The following is an 18,008-nucleotide window of genomic DNA, read 5'->3' on the forward strand; positions in this document are numbered from 1 at the left end:
AAATTCCTACCGTTCATATGTGCGATGTTCTTGCCGATGTCTGTAATCGCACAGACCCAAGAGGAAGAAGACAAAGGGTATCTGACTGAACTGATCGAGGAAAATCTGTCTGGCGTCAGCCGGGATGTTAGCATCATCGGTTTCCAAGGTGCACTAAGTTCGAATGCGACGATTGATGTTCTAACTGTTTCTGATGCCGATGGTGTTTGGCTTTCGCTCGAGGATATTGTGCTTAAGTGGAACCGTAGCGCGCTTTTGCGTGGTGCGATTGATGTTGAGGAACTAAGCGCAGCGCGTATTGTTGTGTCGCGCGCACCGGTGCCCGAAGCATCGTCATCCGGCCCCGCCGCAGAAGCTACGCCATTTGCGCTGCCTGAATTGCCAGTCAGCATTGCGTTAGACGAACTAAATATCGAACAGATTGAATTGGGCGAGACATTTTTGGGGGAACCCATAACGATCAGCCTATCGGGACAAGCATCGTTGGGTGGCGGTGAGGGTGATGCCAATATCACAGCCACCCGAATTGGGGAAAAGGCGGGCGTTTTTGAAATCAATGGCGGATACTCTAACGAAACACGTGTGCTTGATCTGCTATTGAACCTTGAAGAGGGTGCCGATGGCATTGCGGCCCGTATTCTGGATCTGCCGGGGCGGCCATCTGTAAAACTTGCGATCGAAGGCAACGCACCTATCGATGATTATAACGCAACTCTTGCCATCGCGACTGACGGTCAAGATCGTTTAAGCGGTACCTTTGGATTGCTGAATGCTGATGCGCAGCAGCGTATCAGTCTGGACGTTGGCGGGGACATCTCGCCGTTGTTTAACCCAGAATACCAAAGTTTCTTTGGTACGGATGCACAACTGTCCGCCCAAGCCGTATTGTCTGATACAGGGCGCGTCGACATTCCTGAAATCGCGATTGATGCAGGGCGTGTCACGCTTTCTGGTGCTTTGCAGATTGGCAACGAAGGTTGGCCAGAGCTGATCGACTTGGCTGGTGCGATTACGCCCGTCACCGATGAGGCTGTGCTGCTGCCTCTGTCTGGGCCGAAAACCTATGTGAACGGCGCTGATCTTGCGATTTCCTATGATGCTGCGACAGCCGACGACTGGCGCGCGGACATTTCCGTGACAGGTTTTGACCGGCCCGGACTAAAAATCGATGATCTGAGCTTGCGGGGCGGTGGAATACTAAGACCCGGCGAAGGCGATTTGATCGGGCAGGTGACTGCGAACCTTGCCTATGGCGCAACAGGGCTTCAGCTTGATGATGCCGGGGCGGCTCGTGCTTTTGGTGACCGGATCGAAGGCGTGCTTACTGCCGCCCGTATCGAAGACGAACCGACTGAGATTAGCCAATTTACCCTTAGCGGCGCGGGCATTGATATTCGCGCTAGCGGCGTTGTTGACGGGCCAAAGTCTGGCTTTCAGTCGTCAATCGTCGCCAACGTACAGGTTGCTGGCCTTGAGCGGTTTTCAACACTTGTCGGGAATGAACTCGGCGGTGCGGCTAACGTTGATCTTCAGGCTGCGCTGACACCGTTGGATGGTTTGTACAGCGTTGCTTTGACAGGGCAGACGACAGATTTATCGATTGGCATTGAGCAGGCCGATGCTGTTCTTGCTGGGGCGGGTACAATTGCCGCTACAGCGGTGCGCGACACCGAAGGCACACGGCTAGAGTCACTGCAAATCCAAACGCCTGCTGCCGGGGTTACGGCGACGGCTTCGTTGACCAGTGAACAAACCGCTGCGCAATTCAATGCCATCCTGCGCGACGTCAGCAAAGTCATGCCCGATGTGATTGGTCGTGCGACGGTGGCTGGCGACGTAAAGCGTGACGCAGATGGCGTCATTGATATCACCGTTAACGGTACTGCACCTGCGACGACGTTTTCGGGTGGTGCAACCGTTAACCCATCCGAGAATGGCCAGACGGTCAATGGACAGTTGCGCGCTGCGGTATCCGATCTGTCGCGGTATGCAGCAATTGCAGGTCGGCCTTTGGCAGGGGCAGCCAACGTGACTGCAAGTGGTGTGCTGCTGAGCGATCAATTGCGTTTTGACGTTGATGTTTCTGGGGAAACCGAAAACTTGGTCACCGGGATCGAACGGGTTGATCCGCTTCTTGCTGGCGACGGTCAATTCAGTGTTTCGATTGCGCGCCCAGCCAATGATTCCCTCTTGGTTTCTGATCTGTCTGTTCTCACGGATGCGTTTGTGTTGGGTGGCAGTGCTGACTTACGTGCCGAAGGCCCGACAGCTGCCGACGTTTATCTGCGCCTTGCTGATGCAGCTGTTCTTGACCCAAGCCTGAATGGTCCAATCTCGCTCACTTTGAATGCTGTGCCGGGCGTTGAAAATGCTACAGATGCTGTTTTGCGTATGTCCGGCGCGGGGGCCAATGTCGCCTTGGATGCGAATGTGGCAGCACCTGCAAATGATTACGAGGTGTCAGGTGAACTGACTGCGGATGTGGCTGACCTTGGTGTGTTTGCGGCTCTGGTTGGGCAGCCGTTAACGGGTGGTTTGACGCTATCTGCCTCGGGCAATGTGTTACCCGATCTTAGCCGTTTTGACGCGACAATCGCTGCGCGCAGCGACGGATTGGGTGTTGGAAATCCAACCGTTGATCCGTTAATTGCTGGAACGGGACGGGTGAATGCAACAGTCGGCCTGTCTGACGGCGTGTTGGCTGTTCGCACGCTCGAGGTGTCGACACCGCAAGTATCAATTGTTGGAGCGCTTAACGGCGCTGCTGGATATGGGCAAGGTCGGTTTAACGCCAGTTTGCGCGATGTTGGTGTGCTGACCGATCAGATCAGCGGCCCCGTGCGCGCGACAGGGTCCGCCTCATTGGACGAAGCTGGGAACTGGGGCATCGATGCCACAGGTACTGGACCTGGCGGTTTGCGTGCCGACGTGAACGGCCAAATTAATCAAAACGGTCGTATGGATTTGGACATCAACGGGAGTGCGCCGCTTGCCTTGGCAAACGCTGCAATCGATCCACGGCGCCTAAGCGGTACCGCGAATTTCGATATTGGCGTTAACGGGCAACCTGAACTTTCGTCGTTGAATGGTCGCGTGACGTTCGCGGACGGGCGACTGACCGCGCCGACATTAAAGCAAGCGTTATCTAATATTGGCGGCCAGATCAGCCTAAGCGGCGATGCTGCGCAGTTTGATTTACGTGCGCAAGTTGAAGGCGGCGGGAGCCTATCTGTTCGTGGTCCTATTGGCCTGACGGGTTCCAAACAGGCCGATCTTGCCCTGATTTTCGATAACGTGGTGCAGCAAGATCCCGAGCTATATTCAACAACGGTGGATGGTACGATCACCATGAAGGGTCCAGTTGATGGCGGTGCACGCATCGCAGGGCGGCTGACATTGGGACAGACCGATATTCAGGTGCCGTCGTCTAGTATCAGTTCGCTTGGTGACCTTCCTGATGTGGTGCACCTTGGCGAAGGTGCCGCCGTTCGGCAAACTTTGCAACGTGCGGGGGTTCTTCAGACGGCCACCAGCGGTGATAGTTCTAGTGGCGCTTCAAAGCGGGCTTATCCGTTGAATATTATCGTCGACGCTCCGTCGCGAATTTTCATTCGCGGTCGCGGGCTTGATGCTGAATTGGGTGGTCGGTTGACCATCGGGGGGACAACGGCGAATGTTGTACCTGTTGGCCGGTTTGAATTGATGCGCGGGCGCATCGACATTCTGCAACAGCGGTTTGACCTGACAGAGGGCAGCGCGACGATGCAGGGCGATTTTGCGCCATACATCCGGCTTGTCGCGACAACACAGTCCACGACGGGAACAACGATCAACATTATCGTTGAGGGGCCCGCGAACGAACCCGAAGTGACCTTTGAATCGGTCCCGGAATTGCCTCAGGACGAAGTCCTTTCGCAGCTCATCTTTGGTCGCGACCTGCAAAGCATCAGCCCGCTTCAGGCGGTTCAGTTGGCTTCGGCGATCAGCACGCTTGCCGGGAAGGGCGGCGGTGCCGTGGACCGCTTGCGTGAAAATATTGGGTTGGATGATTTTGACGTCACAACCGACGAAGAAGGCAATGCAGCCGTGCGTGGCGGCAAATACCTGTCCGAGAATGTCTATACCGATGTCACAATCACCAGCGAAGGCGAGACGGAAATCAACCTGAACCTAGATATCACCAACGAGATCACCGCCAAAGGCAGCGTTGATCAAGATGGTGAAACCAGTGTCGGTGTGTTCTTTGAACGGGACTATTGACCGAGGTCAGTGAGTTACAGCCCAAGAACATCCATCATGTCGTATTCGCCTGGTCCTTTGTCTTGACCCCAAAGCGCGGCCTTGAGCGCACCGCGTGCAAAGATCGCGCGGTCGGTCGCGAGGTGACGCAGGACGATACGTTCACCGGCGGCTGCGAACATCACGTCATGTTCGCCTACGATATCGCCACCACGGATCGCACTAAAGCCGATGTCGCCGCGCTTGCGTGCGCCTGTGATCCCGTCGCGCCCGCTATCGCGTACATCCTTTAGATCGACTCCCCGGCCTTCTGCTGCCGCTTCGCCTAGCATCAGGGCGGTGCCTGATGGGGCATCGACTTTATGATGGTGGTGGGCTTCGATCACTTCGATATCAAAATCTTCGTCCAATGCGGCGGCAACCTTTTGGGTTAATTTCACCAGCAGGTTCACACCAAGCGACATGTTCCCTGCACGGACTACAACGGCGTGGCGCGCAGCGGCGTTAATTGCGGCAAGATCATCATCAGTCAGCCCAGTCGTGCCGATCACATGCACCGCGCGGGCTTGGGCGGCGAGTTCCGCAAAAGCAACGGTCGCGGCAGGTGCTGTGAAATCAATAACAGCCTGCGCCTTGGCAAAGGCTTCTAGCGCGTCGTCAGTTACGATAACGCCAACTGGCTGACCGCCCATCGCGGTGCCAACGTCCTGACCAATCCAGTCGTGTCCAGCACGATCAACCACGCCGACCAAGCGGCATTTGTCCGACGCAAGAACCGTGTTGATCAACATCTGGCCCATTTTGCCTGATCCGCCGGTGATTACGATGCCTGGAGTATCTGTCATTGGTCTGTTCCTTCGCGTTTGTTCCCTATTAGCCATGGTTTGCCGCTGACGCAAAGCCTTGCTTGGCTTTGGCGCAGAAGAGGCATAAATGTGGGACATGGCAAAGAAATCAAATCGCGACGGCAAGGCACCCACACAACGTATGTTGCGCGTGGGCGAACAGTTTCGCCGAATCCTGTCCGAAGTCCTGCAACGCGGCGACGTGCATGACCCAGAACTCAACCGCATGTCCATCACCGTGGGCGAAGTGCGCATGTCCCCTGATCTAAGCATCGCAACGGCGTTTATTCTGCCGCTCGGCGGGCAAGGCAAAGAAGAAGCCTTGGCTGCGATGCGTCGTAACCGCTATGAAATTCGCCATCTTGTGGTGAAGGGCGGCACGATGAAGTTCGCACCTGAACTGCGGTTCGAAATTGATGGTACGTTCGATCAGATGGACGCGACCCGCGCCCTGTTGGCCGAAGACCACGTGCGTCAGGACATCGACGACTAATGCGTGCGGCAGCGTTTGCTTTGCTTTGGATGGCCGCCCCGGCGGCGGCGGTCACCTGCGCAGACGTATCTTACGAAGGCAACAGCTACACCACTTGTAGCGTTGATGCCGTGACAGAAGACCTACGTTTATTCCTGCGCGATGACGAAGGCGCAGTGCTGGGCAGTTTCTCGGCCGTTGATGATTTCGCGGACGAAGGCACGCTTGTCTTTGCGATGAACGCCGGGATGTACCACGATGATCGTGCACCCGTAGGTCACTACATTGAAAACGGTATCGAAGAAATGCGCGTGATCCCGAACGCGGGACCGGGAAACTTTGGACTGCTACCCAATGGCGTGTTCTGCCTTACCGATGACGCCGCGCAGATTTATGAAACTCTCGACTATCTAGATAAAACGCCTGAATGCCGCGACGCGACGCAATCTGGCCCAATGCTCGTGATTGATGGTGACCTGCATCCACGGTTCTTGGTCGACAGTACGTCGCGCTATCTACGCAACGGAGTCGGGACGACACAAGACGGAGCAACAGCCGTATTTGCGATCTCAAACAACGCAGTGACATTCCACGAATTTGGCAGCTTCTTTCGCGATTTCCTGAAACTACCCAACGCGCTGTATTTTGATGGAAAGGTCTCGCGGCTTTATTCTACCGACCTTCGGCGTTCGGACTTCGGATTTCAGCTAGGCCCGATGGTTGGGGTCGTTGAATAGACGGATTGCGCCAGCGCGATGACTTCGACGACATCGGCGCTTGTCCTTAGTGCGGGAACCTCAGTGATCTCAAACCACTTTGCTTCGTTTACATCGTCGGATGCGTTTGGCGTGCCTGATCGATAGGTGCACAGGACGGCTGCTAGCAGGAAATGATGTTCGATAGTCCCATTCGTATCATGTGTGATGATGTCTAGGTTTGTTAGATAACGTGCGGGTTCTGCGACGATGGCCGTTTCTTCAAGTAACTCGCGGGCTGCCGCGTCCAGCGCCGTTTCACCGAATTCAACATGCCCACCCGGAAAACCCCACAGCCCGGCATCGGGTTCGTTTTTGCGCTGAGCAAGCAGCACATGGTCGCCGCGAAGAACCACGGCGATGGCAGCAAGTTTTGGGATCATAGCGCCGCGGCCACCGCATGGCCGAGTTTGATTTGGGCGTCAGCATCAAAGTGCACGCCGTCGATTTGGCTTGGTCCGATATGCTGGCCCGCGTCCAAGAATTTAGCACCCCAATGTGCTGCAAGACCGGCGTAAAGCGGCGCAAGCTGTGCTGACTTGGCCGCCGCGCCATAGAAGACGTCTGAGATTGGCCCTTGTTCAAGCACCAAAGGTGGACAGATCAGCAAGACTTCGAAGCCGCTGTGCCTTGTTTGGTATTCTTCGGAATTTGCGATGGCGAGAAGGCCCGCGATCCCTGCAGCAACGCCTTCGGCGGTCAGGCCAAAATGTGCCTTCAGATCATTCGTGCCGAGCATAATCGTCAGCACATCAATGGGGCCGTGACTTTCCAGCGCAATCCGTAGTCCCAGCTGCCCGTTCATGTGCGGACCCATCGTTGGGTCGGCATAGGCGGCGGTACGTCCGGGGAGCCCTTCCTCGACCAGCTCCCAGTCTGATCCAAGATCAGCAAGTGCAACCGTTGGCCACCGGGTTTCACGGCCATAGCGTGCATATACCCCGCGCTTCTGGATCGGTGGCGTTCCATGCGTGTTACTGTCGCCAAATGTCATCAATGTTTTTGTCATGTCTGCACGCTATGTTCGGAAACGTTGTTGGTAAAGTGTCATTGCCTCTTGGCCTATCGTGCAGGAACGCACATATATGCGGTAACAAACGTATAAGGAGACAGAACATGCTGGAATTGGACGCCACCCCAAAGGCCCCCGCTGATCTGATCAAAGACGCGACCGACGCGACATTCGCGGCGGACGTTATCGAAGCATCGCAAACCGTGCCCGTTATCGTGGATTTCTGGGCGCCTTGGTGCGGCCCATGTAAAACGCTTGGCCCCGCAATCGAAGCCGCCGTGACCAAGGCAGGCGGGCGCGTTAAATTGGTTAAGGTCGATGTCGATGCGAACCAAGCCTACGCGGGTCAGTTGCAGGTTCAGTCGATCCCAACGGTATATGCATTCTTTCAAGGACGCCCCGTCGATGGTTTCCAAGGTGCTTTGCCACCATCCGAGATTGACGCATTCGTGGAAAAGATAGCAGCACTTGGCGGTGATCCAGAGGCTGAAGGGCTTTCTGCTGCCATCGAGGCCGCAGACCAGATGCTAGAAGAGGGCGCAGTCGCTGACGCGGCTGAAACCTTTGCCGCGATCCTGCAAGAAGAACCAAACAGTGCGCCCGCTTATGCTGGGTTGGTCCGTTCTTATCTGGCATTGGATGACGTTGATCAGGCCGAGGCCATCTTGAACGGTGCCCCCGCAGAGATTTCGGATGATCCGTTGCTTGAAGCAGCGCATGCACAAATCACGCTAGCCCGCGAGGCAGCGAACGCTGGTCCAGTTGCGGATCTGCAGGCCGCAGTCGAGGCTGACCCGGCAAACCATCAGGCCCGGTTTGATCTGGCAATTGCACTGCATGCCAACGGGCAAGTCGAAGAATCGGTCGATCAGTTGCTCGAACTATTCCGCCGTGATCGCGAATGGAACGATGGGGCCGCCAAGGCGCAGTTGTTCACAATTTTCGACGCCAGAGAGGCCAAAGACCCAATTGTTTTGAATGGCCGCCGAAAATTGTCATCGTTGATATTTGCATGATCGGCGTATCGGCCTAGGTTATCTGCCATGATACCAATCGCAGACCTGCCTGACGTCATTCCAGTGTTTCCTCTCCCGGGCGCGTTGCTTTTGCCGCGCGCACGGTTGCCCCTACATCTGTTCGAACCGCGCTATCTGGCGATGCTGGATGACGTGCTGAAAACATCGCACCGGCTGATTGGCATGGTGCAACCCTATGCACGCCCCGATGATAGTAGTCGGCTGCACACCATCGGTTGCGCTGGACGGATCACTGCCTTTTCCGAAACGGAAGATGGGCGCTACATGATCACCCTATCTGGTGTATCGCGGTTTCGGATCGTGAACGAGGTTGACGGCTTTACGCCCTATCGTCGTTGCAAAGTCGATTGGAAAGGTTTTGACCGTGACCTTGGCACAGCCGAGAAAGACCCCGATTTTGAGCGCGAACCGTTTATGAAAACGCTTGGTCGGTTTTTCGAAGACAAAGGCCTATCCACAGATTGGGACAGCTTGGGCGATGCAGACGATGAGCTGCTGATCAATTCACTTGCTATGCTGTGCCCCTTCGACCCCGAAGACAAACAAGCCCTGCTAGAGGCGCCCTCACTCACCACGCGCCGCGAGACGCTGACAACACTAATCCAATTCGCCCTACGTGGCGGATCAGGGGACGAGATATTACAATGACCGAACCACAATTCGACCCAAAGATGCTAGAGGCCTTGGTCTGCCCGATGACCCAAGCCACGCTGACCTATGACGCAGAAAAACAAGAGTTAGTGTCGAAAAGTGCTAAACTTGCTTTCCCAATCCGCAATGGCATCCCCGTGATGCTGGTGGACGAAGCGCGTAAGCTGGATTGATCAGTACGTTCTACGCGTTTCGTTGTAAGGCACACCGGATTCTCCAATTTTCTTAGCAAGCCAACTTAGGCTTATCCCTGAATAATCCTTGAGCTCAATCGACGGGGTGCCACCGTTAAAGTGCACCCAGTAACTGCGCAGATCAGATTGTTCATACCGCTCAAGCGTGCGAAATTCGATCTGCTTGATGTCAGAAAGTTTTGCGTGAAACCCGATTTCTGTGCCGTGTGCATGCTGCGGCACATGCCAAAGCAAATCGTCAGACGTTAGGCGAAAATGCCAGTATCCCGACGGTTTGCGTGACCGATGTGCAAAAACGGCTTCCTTGATAAGATTATATGCCCCAGTGCAGACCAAGAAAACACCAAGAATGCTCCAGAAGTTGAGGTCGCCAATGTCGTCGATCGACATCCCAAGGCCAAAGCTGTCCGGAATTAGGCGCAAGCCAAAATAGCTAAGCCCGATGGCCAATAAGGGAACGATAATCAATCGTGTAACCATCCGCCGTTTAACTGATCGGCGGATATCGAAAAATGGCGGCGTAACTTCGTTGGGCATCCGTTTCTCAAAACGTCATGATTCTTCGGGGCAGACTATACCAGCCTTAGGTTTCTTCTACCCCTGCATCAATTTCGGCAAATCACCGGTCAGCCCGGCTGCTTCGCGGATGAACCCGCGACGTAGACCTGGGATGGCGTTGACTGCGCCCATGCCGATATCACGTGCGGCGCGTAGCAGTGGGTTATCGTTGGAAAACAGTCGGTTGAACGTGTCAGTGGCAAGCGCGAGCGTAGCCGTGTCGAACCGCCGCCACTGTTGGTAGCGTTCCAAAACTTGCGGGCTACCGATGTCTTCGCCGCGTGCGCGTGCGTCTGATAGTACCTCGGCCAAAGCAGCCACGTCGCGTAGCCCAGCGTTTAATCCTTGCCCTGCAATAGGGTGCATGCCGTGGGCGGCGTCGCCGACTAGCGCTAGCCGATCACCGATCAGGCTGTTGGCGAGCGTGAGGCCTAGCGGATAGGTAAATCGTGCGCCTGTCAGGCTGATTTGGCCAAGGAAACTGCCGAAGGCGGGGCGTAGCGCATCAAGGAAATCTTCGTCATTCATCGCGGCAAGTTCGGTGGCGCGGGCGTCGGTTTCGCTCCACACGATTGAACTGCGATTTTCCGTGAGCGGCAGAATGGCAAGCGGGCCACCGGGCATGAAGAACTGGTGTGCGATACCGCCGTGCGGTTTGTCGTGGGCGACGGCGCAGACTACGGCGGTTTGCCCGTAACCCCAGCCAGTCCGCTTGATCCCGGCGCGTTCGGCGGTACCACTGCGGCGGCCATCAGATCCGACCAAAATTTGTCCAGTTACCACCTTGCCAGATGCGAGTGTTACGCTGGCTCGGGCGTTCTGGATTGCCTGTGAAACAACGGTTTCTTTGGACAGTTGGGTGATCAATGGCTCCGCTGCCATCGCGTCCAGAAACGCGCGGCGCAGGTGGCGGTCTTCGACCATGAAACCCATCGGGCCTTCTTCGATTTCGGCGTGATCGAAATGCAGCATCCACGGGCTTGGCCCTTCGCCAGCGCGGCCATCGGTGACTTTGATTTCCAACATCGGCTGGGCGTCATCGTCGACGGCATCCCAGACACCGATGCCTTGCAATAGGCGTTTCGACGACAGCGCCAAAGCATAGCTGCGCCCATCAAAATCAGGGCGTTTGCGCCGATCAATGGCCAAGCTGTCGATGATTGTCACGGCAAAGCCTGCCTGTGCAGCGGCCAGTGCCAAGGCTGGGCCGTTCAGCCCGCCACCTACGATGATGATATCCGTATCCATAGGGCTTAATATGACCCTGCACGCGGGATTGTCCATGCGATCCTTGGCCGCTGGGGTGCCCACCGTACGGTGGTTTTTGCCGTTTGGCTCGAGGCGAGGGTTAACGCGTTATTTTGTGTGGAAATGAGCGGTCGGCGATGCGTCGGATTTACGTCGGACGTTTGCCCAAAGGCAAGATAAGTTTTTTGTCATGGATAAGTTTAGATGACTTGGTATGTCATTTGCGCCGAATAATAGTTCGTTTGGGACCAACGGTAATTGTCTGAAGCGAGCGATAAGAAGCTCCCTGCCATATTTTCAATCACGTTAGTTCGCTTGCCAATACCAGGTCGGGCGTCGCCATATCGGGCAACCTTTGAGAAATCCGTCGATGGCGTCCTGTAGAGACATGCGTCGGATCTCCTGGCCTCGACCAAAACGTAAAGTTGGGCACGAGTCAGGATAGGTACTTTTATCTTTTAACGTAACTCCGAAAGTCAGTAGGTCCTCATCGTCCACCTGAAGTTCAATGTGCGCTTGGTTGTATTCAAAGTTTTCGTTAAAGATTGCTTTTCTAAGATGGTTACCAACTGGCTCTTCTGAAATGATCCAGCAACATTTGACTGAGGATTCGCGATACCTTTTAGTCCTTAATCTAAAATCGTTAAGGTGCTGACTAGAAAGTTGTACTTCGAATGCAGTTTTGTTGCCGTTAGGAAGTGTAACGAGTACGTCTGCAATCCACTGATTTCCGTCAGGCGTACTTCCTGCAACCTCTAAGTCTGCAGTATATCCTAATGACCGCGCGGCTTTCAGAATGTCGATTTTAAGGCGTGTATGAGCGTAACTTTCCGGTTTTGGAGGGTTGCCGCTAAACCCTACATTATGTGCGAAGAAACGGAGTCCACGGCTGGAAGTTTTAGGCACGGCGGGCCATTTAGATCGCGGCATTAACACTGTTCCGGTTTGCGCGTTGCATAGTGCATCCCATTCCAGATCAGAGACGGAAAAAGCCTCAACTATTTCGCCAGTATCAGCTCTGTATGCTATTTGCCCCATAGTCCCCTCCAGACATTCGACTAGGCTATTGGATCGCCGTTACTAAATCTACCTGTGATTGCAGTTCTTGCTTTGAGGAAGGGAGAACTAAGTTCGCAATGTGCTAGGCGTCGTGTTTCCTCGATTGTTCTCCGTTTTCCTCCCCGCTAGGGTCGCTGTAAGACAGGAGAATTCACATGCAAGATTGGCGATGGATGACGGCGGCTGATTTGGGTCGTGCGATTGGGGCGGGGGAGATTGATCCGGTTGCTCTGACGGAAGTGTATCTGGATGCCATTGATGCCCATGAGTTCCGTGATCGTATCTATGCGAGGGTGACGCATGACCGCGCAAGGGCCGAGGCTGCTGCTGCATCGGAACGTGCGAAATCCGGGTTTCGCCGTGGCCCGTTGGATGGTGTGCCTGTGTCTTGGAAAGACCTGTTTGATACGGCTGGCGTCGCGACCGAGGCGGGGACTGCTTTGATGGAGGGCCGCGTGCCGACGCAGGATGCGTTGGTTTTGCAAAATGCCACTGCCGCCGGGTTGGTTTGCCTTGGTAAAACCCACATGTCCGAGATCGCGTTTTCGGGGCTTGGGCTTAATCCGATTACGGCGACCCCGCCTTGTGTGAACGACCATGAAGCGGTTGCTGGTGGGTCGTCTTCGGGGGCGGCGACTTCGGTTGCGTTTGGGTTGGCTGCGGCTGGAATAGGGTCTGATACGGGCGGATCAGTGCGTATCCCGTCTGCTTGGAACGATCTGGTTGGTTTGAAAACCACGCATGGGCGGTTGTCGCTGGATGGCGTTGTACCGCTTTGCCTGACCTTTGATACCGTTGGCCCATTGTGCCGGTCGGTCGAGGATGCCACGCTTTTGTATGCTGCGTTGGAAGGTGAGAAAGCCGTTGATCTGGGGCACACAGATTTACAGGGTGTTCGGTTGATGGTGTTGGATACCATCGTTCCCGATGATGTGCGCGATGCGCCGCGGGCGGCGTTCCAAAGTGCGGTTGAACGGTTGCAGAATGCTGGCGCGATTGTTGAGCACCGCTATTTCTCGCAGCTATTTGATGCGTTCAATTTGGCGGGTAACCTTTACGCCGCTGATAGCTATGGCTGGTGGCGTGATCTGGTCGAGGCAAATCCCGAAAAGATGTTCCCGCAGATTTTGGAGCGTGTTCGTGGTGGCAAGGATGTAAGTGGCCCTGATTACGTGGCGGGTTGGAATCTACTGCGTGATATCCGTAAGCAATACGCAGCCGAGGTCGCGCCGTTTGATGCGGTGATTATGCCGACGGCGCCGATATTGCCGCCGCATGCTGATCGGCTGTTGTCGGATGACGCATATTATAAGGCCGAGAACCTGTTGGCGCTGCGTAATACGCGTGTGGCGAACCTGCTTGATTTGGCGTCTGTGACTTTGCCTACTGGCGTTCCATCCTGTGGGATCATGTTTAACGGGTCAAACGGGGGCGAGGCCGCGCTGTTGCGCCTGTGTGCCGCCGCTGAACAAGCGCTGGCGTAAAAGCCACAAAATCACAACGATTCGCCGCTAGTTCTGGACAGACAGGGTGGCATCACGCTACTTTGGTAAAAAACGGGGCGAAATGATCCCGTGAATTGAGGCAGTTATGGTGTTCCCCGAGCGGTTTTCGAACCTCCCGGTTGCGACGTGGCCCCGTTTGCGTGCGTTACTTGACGTACCGACAACGGCCTCGGACGTGATCAATATGACGATTGGCGAACCGCGCCATGCGTTTCCTGCGTTCGTGGGCGATATTCTTGCGGCTAATTTGCAGGGCTTTGCAAAGTATCCGAACAATAACGGCACTGATGACTTGCTTGATGCGATTGCCGGGTTTTTGAACCGCCGTTACGGGCTGGATCTTGCGCATGACCAAATCCTGACACTGAACGGAACGCGTGAGGGGCTGTATAACGCTGCGATGGCGTTGAGCCCTGAAGAAAAGAACGGCCAGCCGGTTATTCTGACGCCGAACCCGTTTTATCAGGTGTATGCTGTTGCTGCGCTGTCTGTCGGGGCCGAGCCGATTTACGTCCCGGCGACCGAAAGCAGCGGTCACTTGCCAGATTTCCATGCGTTGCCTGATGACGTTCTGGCACGCACGACGATTGCGTATATCTGTTCGCCGGCAAACCCACAGGGTGCTGTGGCTGATGCGGAATATTGGCGTGCGTTGATCACGCTGGCTGAAAAGCATGGCTTCGTCATTTTTGCTGATGAATGCTATTCCGAAATTTATCGCGACACGCCGCCAGTCGGTGCATTGCAAATCGCGACCGAGATGGGTGCAGATCCTGATCGGGTGGTGATTTTTCATTCGCTGTCGAAACGGTCGAACTTGCCGGGTTTGCGGTCTGGGTTCTGTGCTGGTGGTACAAAATCCATCGCGCGTATTCGGCAGCTACGCGCCTTTGCGGGCGCACCTTTGCCAGAGCCACTACAGGCGGTTGCAGCCAAGGTCTGGGATGACGAAGCGCATGTCGAAGAAAATCGCGCGCTTTATCATCAGAAATACGAAATCGCGGATCAGATATTCGGGCATGTGCCGGGGTATCAATCGCCACAGGCGGGTTTCTTTCTATGGCTGCCTGTTGAAGACGGCGAAGCTGCAGCAGTGAAGCTATGGCAGGAAACAGGTGTTCGGGTTCTGCCCGGCGCGTACCTAAGTCGCGATGTCGCGGGTGAGAACCCCGGCGCAAGTTACATTCGGGTCGCTATGGTGGCCCCAACACAAGAAATGCAGCGCGGACTGACTTTGATCCGTGACTGTTTGTATGGTTGAGGACGGTAAAGATGGCATCATATCAAACACGGCAGCGGGACCCTCTTTTGGATAGTGCGACGCAAGCAGCGCTTGAAAAGCGCAGCAAGGAATTGCTGGGTCTTGGGCTTGGCTTTGTGGGCCTGATCATTGCCATGATCGTCGGTAGCTATTCGCCTGACGACCCAAGCTGGATTTCTGCGACTGATGCCCCTGTCCAAAACTGGCTGGGCCATTTTGGTGCGTCTATTGCTGCGCCGCTGATGATGGTTGTTGGTCTTGGAATTTGGGTTGTGCCTGTGTTGCTGATCGCTTGGGGTGCGCGTTTTGTGCTGCACCACGGTCAAGACCGTGCGATGGGTCGCATCATCTTTGCCCCAGTCGCGATTGTTGTTGGTGCTGTCTATGCGGCGACGCTGACCCCGGGCACTGAATGGCCTGCCAATTTTGGGATGGGTGGTCTTTTTGGTGATACCGTTTTGGGTGTGATCCTGACTATCGTTCCGTTTGGCGCAGTTTTTGGCGTTAAGCTGCTTTCGTTACTGACAGGCGTTGCGCTGGTTGCTTTGATGGCTTTTGCGCTTGGGTTTACTCGGCCTGAGTTGCGTATTGCTGGGCGGTTCCTGCTGCTTGGGACAGTGATGCTGTATGCGACACTGCTTAAGCTTGTTGGGAAGGGCGCTGCATTGTCTGCAAAGGCTGCACAGGGCATGAACGCTAACCTGCAAACATATCGCGCCACCGCAGCAGAGCGCCGGGCAACAACTGATTTCATGGATGAAGATGTGTTAGAGGACACGTTTGCCGATCCAGCCCCAAGCGTACCCGATTTTAAGGCTCGCGCTGCCGCCGTTGTGCGTGCACGCCCTGCGATGCCTGTGTCTGAACCACCGGTGACTGGTGGTGCACCAAAGATGCCGCCTGCGCCGCCCTTAACCGCGTCGCGCAACATCGAAGCACCGCGTGTTGAGGCGCAGCCTGTCGCAACGCCAGAGCCAGCACCTGCAACAGGCGGGAGCTTTCTGTCTGGGCTGTTGAAGCGCAATGATCCGATGCCAGAGCCAGAGTTGGTGACGCCTGCGCCGATTGAACCAATCGCGCCGCTGAACAATGATTCTGACCGGGTTAGCACGCGTATTGCCAATGCGATTAAGGCGCGTGAGATTCCCCCTTCGCCGACTGGTGTCCGTCTTGAACCGGCACTGACTGCTGGTCGTGGTCCTAAACCGCTTGTCTTTGGGCAGCGCGAAGAGCCTATGGTCGCTGCGCAGCCTGCTGTTCAGGAACCCATGTCCGCACCTGCGCCAGCGCCTGTGCAAGAACGCGCGCCAATCGCCGAGCTTGAGCCGATGCCAGAGCTGGATGATGAGGACACAACGCAGCCAAACATGGACGCGGCACCTTATGTTGCAGCGCCACATATGCCGATTCCACCGGCGCATGTTCCCGTAGCACCAGCTGCTACAGCGCGGGTTGCTGCGGCACCGGTTGCTGCACCGACGCCTGAACCACGTGCCGTGGTTCAGCATCCGCCAAAGCGTGCGCCACAGCCATCGCGCCAAGCAAAGGCTGAAGCCCAACCTGCATTGGCGTTTGACGACAAATACGCAGATTACGAGCACCCGCCGCTTAATCTGTTGATGAACCCAATCGACGTTCAGCGTCATCACCTGAGCGATAATGCGCTGGAACAGAATGCGCGTATGCTGGAAAGCGTTCTGGATGACTATGGTGTTAAAGGCGAAATCACATCTGTGCGCCCCGGCCCCGTTGTCACCATGTACGAGCTTGAACCCGCACCGGGTTTGAAAGCGAGCCGTGTGATCGGCCTGTCTGACGATATCGCGCGTTCGATGTCCGCACTTGCTGCACGTGTCTCGACCGTGCCGGGTCGTACCGTGATCGGTATCGAATTGCCTAACGAAAACCGTGAAAAGGTTGTGCTGCGCGAAATCCTTTCGCACCGTGATTTTGGTGATGGTAACCAGAAACTGCCGCTTGCGCTGGGCAAAGACATTGGCGGCGAGCCTATCGTTGCGAACCTTGCAAAGATGCCTCACTTGCTGATCGCGGGTACGACGGGTTCAGGTAAGTCGGTTGCGATCAACACCATGATCCTATCGCTGCTTTACAAGCTGACGCCCGAAGAATGCCGTATGATCATGATCGACCCCAAGATGCTGGAACTGTCCGTCTATGACGGCATTCCGCACCTGTTGTCCCCGGTTGTGACCGACCCGAAAAAGGCAGTTGTTGCCCTGAAGTGGGTCGTGGGCGAAATGGAAGAGCGTTACCGCAAGATGTCCAAAATGGGCGTGCGGAACATTGATGGCTATAACGGCCGCGTCAAAGACGCGCTCTCCAAGAATGAGATGTTCAGCCGCACTGTTCAGACCGGGTTTGATGATGAAACCGGCGATCCAGTGTTCGAGACTGAAGAGTTCGCGCCAGAGGTGCTGCCTTATATCGTCGTGATCGTCGATGAGATGGCCGACCTGATGATGGTTGCCGGTAAAGAGATCGAGGCCTGCATTCAGCGCCTTGCGCAGATGGCGCGTGCGTCGGGTATCCACCTGATCATGGCAACACAGCGTCCGTCGGTTGACGTTATCACCGGTACGATCAAGGCGAACTTCCCAACTCGGATTTCATTCCAAGTGACGTCGAAAATCGATAGCCGCACGATCCTTGGTGAAATGGGTGCTGAGCAGCTGTTGGGCATGGGTGACATGCTTTATATGGCGGGCGGTTCCAAGATTACCCGCGTTCATGGTCCGTTTGTCAGCGATGAAGAAGTCGAAGAAATCGTGAACCACCTTAAGGGCTTTGGTCCGCCAGAGTACATGTCTGGTGTCGTCGAAGGTCCGCCAGAGGGCACAGAAAGCAACATTGATCTGGTGTTGGGGCTGGGTGACGGATCAGACACCGAGAATGCCCTGTACGACACTGCAGTGGCGATTGTGATCAAGGACCGGAAATGTTCGACGTCGTATATCCAGCGCAAACTGGCGATCGGCTATAACAAAGCCGCGCGTCTGGTTGAGCAGATGGAAGACGAAGGTGTCGTCAGTTCGGCCAACCACGTTGGTAAGCGCGAGATCTTGGTGCCAGAGCAGCATTAATCGCGTATTTGATGTAAAAATACCCAAAGTTTGGCCGTTCGCGGCCAAATGAGTGGGAGATTGCTGGCCGC

Annotated in this window: 15 protein-coding genes; 9 read left to right on the top strand and 6 right to left on the bottom strand. The window is 55.5% G+C overall.

Features of this window, described 5'->3' with window-relative positions; translation table 11 throughout:
* Positions 1–36: 36 nt before the first annotated feature.
* On the top strand, positions 37–4,260 hold the full coding sequence (locus CLV80_RS14185) for a translocation/assembly module TamB domain-containing protein (protein WP_243394582.1): 4,224 nt from the start codon (positions 37–39) through the stop codon (positions 4,258–4,260).
* A 14-nt stretch (positions 4,261–4,274) separates the two neighbouring features.
* Here CLV80_RS14185 and dapB read toward each other — a convergent pair whose 3' ends face one another.
* Positions 4,275–5,084 (bottom strand): 4-hydroxy-tetrahydrodipicolinate reductase, encoded by an 810-nt coding sequence (gene dapB, locus CLV80_RS14190; protein ID WP_106358591.1) that lies wholly within the window; start codon positions 5,082–5,084, stop codon positions 4,275–4,277.
* Positions 5,085–5,181: 97 nt separating this feature from the next.
* On the opposite strand from dapB, the gene rbfA reads away from it, so the two are divergent.
* The gene (rbfA, locus tag CLV80_RS14195; protein ID WP_106358592.1) at positions 5,182–5,577 is read left to right on the top strand and encodes a 30S ribosome-binding factor RbfA; all 396 of its coding nucleotides are present in this window, start codon (positions 5,182–5,184) and stop codon (positions 5,575–5,577) included.
* A complete protein-coding gene (locus CLV80_RS14200) occupies positions 5,577–6,293 on the top strand; it encodes a phosphodiester glycosidase family protein (protein WP_106358593.1) in 717 nt (238 codons plus the stop codon). Before rbfA ends, CLV80_RS14200 begins: the two co-directional genes overlap by 1 nt.
* On the opposite strand, the gene CLV80_RS14205 is transcribed toward CLV80_RS14200, so the two are convergent.
* Both CLV80_RS14205 and CLV80_RS14210 read right to left on the bottom strand, forming a co-directional pair.
* Complete coding sequence (locus CLV80_RS14205; RefSeq protein ID WP_106358594.1) at positions 6,260–6,694, bottom strand: NUDIX hydrolase; 435 nt, start codon at positions 6,692–6,694, stop codon at positions 6,260–6,262. The genes CLV80_RS14200 and CLV80_RS14205 overlap by 34 nt on opposite strands.
* Entirely contained in the window at positions 6,691–7,320 is a 630-nt protein-coding gene (locus CLV80_RS14210) for an SGNH/GDSL hydrolase family protein (RefSeq protein ID WP_106358595.1), read from the bottom strand. The genes CLV80_RS14205 and CLV80_RS14210 overlap by 4 nt, the downstream gene beginning before the upstream one ends.
* Positions 7,321–7,427: 107 nt before the next feature.
* Here CLV80_RS14210 and CLV80_RS14215 point away from each other — a divergent pair, with 107 nt between their 5' ends.
* From CLV80_RS14215 to CLV80_RS14225, 3 genes are read left to right on the top strand one after another with little or no spacing between them, the layout of a single operon-like run.
* The gene (locus CLV80_RS14215; protein ID WP_106358596.1) at positions 7,428–8,339 is read left to right on the top strand and encodes a thioredoxin family protein; all 912 of its coding nucleotides are present in this window, start codon (positions 7,428–7,430) and stop codon (positions 8,337–8,339) included.
* A 27-nt stretch (positions 8,340–8,366) separates the two neighbouring features.
* Positions 8,367–9,008, top strand: coding sequence for an LON peptidase substrate-binding domain-containing protein (locus CLV80_RS14220; RefSeq protein ID WP_106358597.1), 642 nt, complete (start codon positions 8,367–8,369; stop codon positions 9,006–9,008).
* On the top strand, positions 9,005–9,184 hold the full coding sequence (locus CLV80_RS14225; protein WP_106358598.1) for a Trm112 family protein: 180 nt from the start codon (positions 9,005–9,007) through the stop codon (positions 9,182–9,184). Before CLV80_RS14220 ends, CLV80_RS14225 begins: the two co-directional genes overlap by 4 nt.
* On the opposite strand, the gene CLV80_RS14230 is transcribed toward CLV80_RS14225, so the two are convergent.
* The 3 genes from CLV80_RS14230 to CLV80_RS14240 all read right to left on the bottom strand — a co-directional run bounded on the left by CLV80_RS14230 (position 9,185) and on the right by CLV80_RS14240 (position 12,049).
* On the bottom strand, positions 9,185–9,742 hold the full coding sequence (locus CLV80_RS14230) for a hypothetical protein (protein WP_106358599.1): 558 nt from the start codon (positions 9,740–9,742) through the stop codon (positions 9,185–9,187).
* A 57-nt stretch (positions 9,743–9,799) separates the two neighbouring features.
* Positions 9,800–11,047: a UbiH/UbiF/VisC/COQ6 family ubiquinone biosynthesis hydroxylase gene (locus CLV80_RS14235; protein WP_106358600.1), complete on the bottom strand. Its 1,248-nt coding sequence runs from the start codon at positions 11,045–11,047 to the stop codon at positions 9,800–9,802.
* A gap of 270 nt (positions 11,048–11,317) precedes the next feature.
* Positions 11,318–12,049 carry a competence protein CoiA family protein gene (locus CLV80_RS14240; protein WP_106358601.1) on the bottom strand — a complete coding sequence of 244 codons (732 nt, stop codon included), beginning with the start codon at positions 12,047–12,049 and terminating at the stop codon, positions 11,318–11,320.
* 176 nt (positions 12,050–12,225) lie between these two features.
* Between CLV80_RS14240 and CLV80_RS14245 the strand changes: the two genes are divergently transcribed.
* From CLV80_RS14245 to CLV80_RS14255, 3 genes are all read left to right on the top strand, one after another.
* Positions 12,226–13,554: an amidase gene (locus CLV80_RS14245; RefSeq protein WP_106358602.1), complete on the top strand. Its 1,329-nt coding sequence runs from the start codon at positions 12,226–12,228 to the stop codon at positions 13,552–13,554.
* 106 nt (positions 13,555–13,660) lie between these two features.
* A complete protein-coding gene (locus CLV80_RS14250) occupies positions 13,661–14,836 on the top strand; it encodes an aminotransferase class I/II-fold pyridoxal phosphate-dependent enzyme (RefSeq protein ID WP_207766591.1) in 1,176 nt (391 codons plus the stop codon).
* An 11-nt stretch (positions 14,837–14,847) separates the two neighbouring features.
* Entirely contained in the window at positions 14,848–17,937 is a 3,090-nt protein-coding gene (locus CLV80_RS14255; protein ID WP_106358603.1) for a DNA translocase FtsK, read from the top strand.
* Positions 17,938–18,008: the final 71 nt, after the last annotated feature.

The sequence above is a fragment of the Yoonia maritima genome (assembly GCF_003003285.1).
Classification (GTDB): domain Bacteria; phylum Pseudomonadota; class Alphaproteobacteria; order Rhodobacterales; family Rhodobacteraceae; genus Yoonia; species Yoonia maritima.

Bases quoted from the DNA above. Each gene is read 5' to 3' on its own strand.
- CLV80_RS14205 (WP_106358594.1), bottom strand. From the start codon at position 6,694: ATGATCCCAAAACTTGCTGCCATCGCCGTGGTTCTTCGCGGCGACCAT.
- CLV80_RS14230 (WP_106358599.1), bottom strand. From the start codon at position 9,742: ATGCCCAACGAAGTTACGCCGCCATTTTTCGATATCCGCCGATCAGTT.
- CLV80_RS14235 (WP_106358600.1), bottom strand. From the start codon at position 11,047: ATGGACAATCCCGCGTGCAGGGTCATATTAAGCCCTATGGATACGGAT.
- CLV80_RS14185 (WP_243394582.1), top strand. From the start codon at position 37: ATGTCTGTAATCGCACAGACCCAAGAGGAAGAAGACAAAGGGTATCTG.
- CLV80_RS14215 (WP_106358596.1), top strand. From the start codon at position 7,428: ATGCTGGAATTGGACGCCACCCCAAAGGCCCCCGCTGATCTGATCAAA.
- CLV80_RS14220 (WP_106358597.1), top strand. From the start codon at position 8,367: ATGATACCAATCGCAGACCTGCCTGACGTCATTCCAGTGTTTCCTCTC.
- CLV80_RS14255 (WP_106358603.1), top strand. From the start codon at position 14,848: ATGGCATCATATCAAACACGGCAGCGGGACCCTCTTTTGGATAGTGCG.
- CLV80_RS14200 (WP_106358593.1), top strand. From the start codon at position 5,577: ATGCGTGCGGCAGCGTTTGCTTTGCTTTGGATGGCCGCCCCGGCGGCG.
- dapB (WP_106358591.1), bottom strand. From the start codon at position 5,084: ATGACAGATACTCCAGGCATCGTAATCACCGGCGGATCAGGCAAAATG.
- CLV80_RS14210 (WP_106358595.1), bottom strand. From the start codon at position 7,320: ATGACAAAAACATTGATGACATTTGGCGACAGTAACACGCATGGAACG.
- CLV80_RS14250 (WP_207766591.1), top strand. From the start codon at position 13,661: ATGGTGTTCCCCGAGCGGTTTTCGAACCTCCCGGTTGCGACGTGGCCC.
- CLV80_RS14225 (WP_106358598.1), top strand. From the start codon at position 9,005: ATGACCGAACCACAATTCGACCCAAAGATGCTAGAGGCCTTGGTCTGC.
- rbfA (WP_106358592.1), top strand. From the start codon at position 5,182: ATGGCAAAGAAATCAAATCGCGACGGCAAGGCACCCACACAACGTATG.
- CLV80_RS14240 (WP_106358601.1), bottom strand. From the start codon at position 12,049: ATGGGGCAAATAGCATACAGAGCTGATACTGGCGAAATAGTTGAGGCT.
- CLV80_RS14245 (WP_106358602.1), top strand. From the start codon at position 12,226: ATGCAAGATTGGCGATGGATGACGGCGGCTGATTTGGGTCGTGCGATT.